At 40.9% G+C, this 3,305-nt stretch carries 3 protein-coding genes and 1 pseudogene; 2 read left to right on the forward strand and 2 right to left on the reverse strand.

What is annotated here, in order from left to right; genetic code table 11:
• Positions 1-224: 224 nt before the first annotated feature.
• Positions 225-368 carry a hypothetical protein gene (locus CIK98_RS18095; RefSeq protein ID WP_172409866.1) on the reverse strand — a complete coding sequence of 48 codons (144 nt, stop codon included), beginning with the start codon at positions 366-368 and terminating at the stop codon, positions 225-227.
• 197 nt (positions 369-565) lie between these two features.
• Between CIK98_RS18095 and CIK98_RS08100 the strand changes: the two genes are divergently transcribed.
• Positions 566-1,117: a porin family protein gene (locus tag CIK98_RS08100; RefSeq protein ID WP_094383745.1), complete on the forward strand. Its 552-nt coding sequence runs from the start codon at positions 566-568 to the stop codon at positions 1,115-1,117.
• A gap of 262 nt (positions 1,118-1,379) precedes the next feature.
• On the opposite strand, the gene CIK98_RS08105 is transcribed toward CIK98_RS08100, so the two are convergent.
• Positions 1,380-2,708 (reverse strand): ATP-binding protein, encoded by a 1,329-nt coding sequence (locus CIK98_RS08105; protein ID WP_094383746.1) that lies wholly within the window; start codon positions 2,706-2,708, stop codon positions 1,380-1,382.
• Between the two features lie 494 nt (positions 2,709-3,202).
• Between CIK98_RS08105 and CIK98_RS18690 the strand changes: the two are divergent.
• Positions 3,203-3,305, forward strand: a pseudogene (locus tag CIK98_RS18690) (DNA-binding protein); the annotation flags it as partial.

A 3,305-nucleotide genomic window follows, 5' to 3' on the forward strand; every position in this document is an offset into this window, starting at 1 on the left:
ACCTCTCTGCAACGCTCACCACCGCAACGTTTACGACTGCAGCAGCTTGCAGAGGGTTTGATGCCTGTGCCTGCACACCGACACCGAGAGACCTTCTCTCATCTCATTGGCAGTTACGGCTACATCTCATATGGAAGGTAGCCAACCCTTTATATATAGATGTGCACCTCGTGGCACACGGACAGGTCCGTGTCCTGCCTCCTCAATTTTTATAACATTTAAGATTATTTTTTTTGACTATTCATGCGGGACAGTGACCCGTCCCCTGTCCTGTATTTCATGGCTATTTCCTGTCTTTTCACGCCGCTTTTAACATACTCAACGGCTACTGCACGCTTAAAAGCGCGGCTGAATCTTCTTCTTGCCATTTAATTATTTAACTTTTTTAGAAGTGGAGAGTCAGCTTATTTCAGTACAAGACAAAACAAAATTAACTATATATTAGAAACAAAAATTTTAGTAACTTTTCTTGCATAAATGGTATATATATATTATCTTTGCATCCGGTATCAATAATGATGACACTTTAGTAAACACATTATTTAATAATTTTTAAAAAAACATTATGAAGAAATTTATGATGATGGTTGCAATGGCATTTGCAACACTTACAGCAAGCGCACAGGCAGAGGCTGGTACACTTACTCTTAAGCCTCTCGTTGGTATTAACGTTGCCAATATCACCGATGGTGATTTTGACGCAAAGGTTGGTCTTGCAGCCGGTGCAGAGCTTGGCTATCAGCTTAACGAGTCTTTCGCTGTTACCGCTGGTGCTATCTACTCTATGCAGGGTGCAAAGTATGAAGGAGTAAAATTGAATCTTGATTACATCAACATCCCAATCCTTGCTAATTACTATATCACAAAGGGATTGGCTGTTAAGGCAGGTATTCAACCGGCATTTAAGGTAAAGGCTGAGGCTAAAGTAGATGGTAAATCTTATGATTTAGATGGCTCCAAATCATTCGACCTCTCAATTCCTGTAGGTCTGTCTTACGAGATTTCTGATTTCGTAATCGATGCCCGCTACAACTGGGGTATGACCAAGTTGCTAGATGGATTCGACCATAAGAACACTGTATTCCAGTTCACTGTTGGTTACAAGTTCGCCCTCTAATTTGATTTATACATCAATTTAAACACAATAAAGGCTGCACCCAGATGAGTGCAGCCTTTATTATCTTATGAAAAACTATGTGACTTCTGAATGATTAGAAGAAGAGGTAGCGGTTGTCAACAACCTTGGCCTTCATGTTATAGTGATTCAGAATCTTATTATCGACCGCAAAGTTAGCAAAAAAAAAGACGAAAGGGACAGTGACCTGTCCCCTGTCCTGTTCAAACCAGAAAATTTAACTGTAATTAACTTGAATGTTGCATCATTTCAACAGAAAAGCCATATACAATGGCAATGTAGTAATCTGGTCAGACGTTCCTATATTATAATTTCCCAGTTTAATCGCCCTTGAGACATGATACCTTTCTGGATGAGCAAGTATTGTTTTCGTACTCTTCACGTTGCCACTTGAAGCCTTCACCTCCACTAGTGTACACTCACCATCATAGCGCATCACGAAATCCACCTCGAGGCCGCTGTCTTTACGATAATAATACAGTTTTCGTCCCATCTTACCAAAAATGTCTGCAATGAGATTCTCAAATATGGCTCCCTTATAGCCAAAAAGATTACCATTTAAAATATCGTGGGCAGTCTCACGCTCCAACATACTGATAAACAATCCTGTATCTGCCATATAAACCTTGAACTGCTCAGATATTGCATTGCCATCCAGCGGCAATTCGGGAATCTCAAGATTATAACACTTTCGGATTATACCTGCATCCTCTATCCATTGAAGACTTCCCTGATAGTCACGCCCTCGACCATTCGCCCTGACCTGTGCATAGGCAAACTTCTTGTTTTCGCGGCTGAGCTGCTTGGGTATTGACTCAAAACATTCCCTAATCCGAGATTTATCCGGTTGAGGAGCATATTTCAGCATATCTGTCTTGTATCCTTCGATTATTGCATTTTGAACGCTAACCACCTCCTGGATATTATGCGTCTCCATAAATGTTGTAACTGCACGGGGCATTCCTCCCACAATGACATATTGCTGGAGAAGTTGGGTCATCCGACGATGAATAACCTCGGGAACAGGAACGAGAGAAGACAAACAATCCTCAAGTTTTCTGAAAACAGCCTCTTGGATGCCATTTGTCCACAACCACTCCTCAAAATCCATAGGATACATTTCGACAATCTTTTCATAGCCCACTGGCACAGGTGCAAATCTGTCATCATCTGTATCCTGCGACCTATAACCACTAACACCAAGCAATGAGCCTGTACATATAACATCAAAACGTCCATCTATCTTAAAAAACTTCAAGGAAGTACGGGCACGAGGACAATCCTGTATCTCGTCAAAGACAAAGCATGTGTCACCAGGAACAATACGTACATTGGGCAGCAACGTTGATATGTTGACCAAAATATTGTCTATCTCCAGAGAATCATCAAATATTGACTTGTATTGTGGATTTAGAAAAAAGTCCAAATAAACCACATTGCCATAGTTCTTACGTGCAAAATCAAGTACAGAGAACGTCTTTCCGCATTGGCGACATCCTTTGATAACAATTGGCATTTTGTCCTTATTTTTCTTCCAGTCCAAAAGCACTTGTTCTATCTTTCTTCTAAACATCTGACAATAAATTGATTAAATAAAACAAAACACGTTTTCCAAACGACTTTTTAAAGCATCACGCACGTTTTCCAAACGACTTTTTACAGTAATACACACGTTTTCCAAACGACTTTAGGGTGCAAAGTTAATATTTTATATCAGATTATCCAAATTTTTCAACCACTTTTTTCACATTTGCTTTAAGTTTTGTAAGGAAATAGCCCGGCGATTGTTTTCGTCATCATTCCTGTTGTCATAGTGCAAATCATTTATATCTCGCCGCAAAATTTCACATAAAAAACGAAAGGACAAAGAAAAAGGGAGAAAAACTTAAGTCTTGCTCCCTTTTAATCCCTAATTGACTTCGTCGAACTTCGTTTCCTAATTCCTCCACGCCTCCCATCCCTTGGCGGGCGGTCTTACATAAAGTAAAGACCCAACATAGGACAGTTTCACGTACAAAAGTAAACTTTTCCAGGAAAAGACAGGGTGCTCTCCAAGCCGCGTTCTCTGCTTGCGGCGACGTGATTAAGGCTTGGGCTACTGAGGGCCATTCGGTGCCGGTGCCGGGACTTGGCACAATGCGATTCGGTCTGAACGCAAAGAGTGTGGAGG

It is taken from the genome of Prevotella sp. P2-180, assembly GCF_002251435.1.
In the GTDB taxonomy this organism is placed as follows: Bacteria; Bacteroidota; Bacteroidia; order Bacteroidales; family Bacteroidaceae; genus Prevotella.